The sequence below is a fragment of the Pseudomonas sp. B5(2017) genome, assembly GCF_002112825.1.
In the GTDB taxonomy this organism is placed as follows: domain Bacteria; phylum Pseudomonadota; class Gammaproteobacteria; order Pseudomonadales; family Pseudomonadaceae; genus Aquipseudomonas; species Aquipseudomonas putida_Z.
Genome location: NZ_NEIR01000036.1, coordinates 1 through 1,625 on the forward strand (window position 1 = coordinate 1; position 1,625 = coordinate 1,625).

Annotated in this window: 1 protein-coding gene; it reads right to left on the reverse strand. The window is 63.2% G+C overall.

Features of this window, described 5'->3' with window-relative positions; translation table 11 throughout:
* Window positions 1-1,625, reverse strand: a 1,625-nt coding sequence (locus tag CAG00_RS27330) for a T6SS effector BTH_I2691 family protein (RefSeq protein ID WP_305880060.1), incomplete at both ends; no start/stop codon positions are given.

The following is a 1,625-nucleotide window of genomic DNA, read 5'->3' on the forward strand; positions in this document are numbered from 1 at the left end:
GCAAACGCCGAGCGATGCACATGGCCGATCAGGGTCTTGGTCCGTTCACTCAGGTGCTGGCTGAGCGCATTCCCTGCGCTGTTGGTCGCGGCCAGCAACTGGCCAACGGCATCCTGTATCGGCTTGATCATCAGCAGTTGGCCGTCTGCAGTACCGACGATGCCCTTGATGATGTCGTACACCTTGCCGAAGTCGTCCCCGGACAGCGCGTTGGCCACCTGCTGCATCAGCTTCTGGTTCTTGGCCAGTAGTGCCTGGTAAAGCAGGCTGCGGTCGTCTTCCAGCAGCTGCTGCCAGATATGCTGGGTGATCCCGAGTGGCTGACCCTCCTGCGGCAGGGTTTCAGTGGGCCCGCCGGCCAGGCAGGCGGCCATCATCTGGATGAAGTACTCCACCGAAACGGGGGAGGTCGCGTCATAGTCGTAGTAGCCGATCTGCTGAAACGCCCGCTTGGCATAGTGCCGCGCATACAGATTGCCAACCTGGTCGATCATCGACTGCCAGTTTTTCAGTTCGCGGTCGTAATCGGCCTGGAACGCGGCGCGGGCGCTTTCGTCGTAACGCTCTTCCAGCCGCTCGCGGGCGTCCTGCTGTTTGCGCGCGGTGTTGCGTTCGGTCTGCGCGTCGATGTCCACCGGCGGCAGATACGCCTTGGCCGCGATCGGGCTGTCGTTCCACTGCTCGACCTGCCGGGCTTCCCGCTGCGCGTCCTCGGCACCCTGCACGGCCGCCATGGCAGCGTGCAGTTCGCGGATGCCCAGTAGTGCTTGCGAGGTGAAGTACTCGAAGTGCCGCTGCGGCTGCGCCCGCCATTCCTGCAGGGCTTGCACCCAGCCAGTGCGTTGCGCGTTGAGCTCCATGACCATGCCGACCGGGTCGGGCAGCGTCAGCGCCAGCAGGCCATTGGGCAGTTGTTCCTGCTGGATGACATTGCGCACATGCGTGCGGGTTTCATGCCAGCGGCCCAGGCGGCTGTAAAAGCCATGAGCGCTGGTAAACCTGGCAGAGGAAAAGGTCGAGAACTCCAGCACCTGTTCCAGGCCGAAGCGGAAGCTGTCGGTCATGGCGATGCCGAGGCTGGCAGGGTCGTTGCGTGCGGTGTGCAGGTCCACTTCGACGAAGCGGGCGAGGGTGCCCGGGTCACTGTCGGCGATGCCTTGCCGATAGCGGTCGAGTACCGCACGGGGCCAGGGGTCGTTGGCGAAGGCGATCCAGGCCTTGCGGTAGAGCAGGGTATCGATGTTGATGAACGAGGCGATCACATCGTGGCCTTCGGTGGCGCATACCTTGGGTAACGACCTGGGTGGCCCGAAGGGCATCTGCGATACCGGAAAGCGCTGCAAGGTACCTTCCGCCGCTACCTCGTAGGCCTGCCAGATTTCCTGGTCGAGCAGTACGTAGACATAACCCTGGCGCAGGAGGCGCAACTGGTCGGTGTGCATCGGGTGGAAAATGATTTCGCTATCATCTGCCAGGCGATAGGGGCGCCCCGTATCCGGGCGCGGGGCGTAGGCCTCGCGCAGCAGCAGAATCGGCAGGCCGGAGCGTTCGCAGGCATTACAGGTGCCGTAGGTGTTGGGGATCTCTTCCTGCATGGCGATGTGGATGGCTTTGCTGATGCTCAT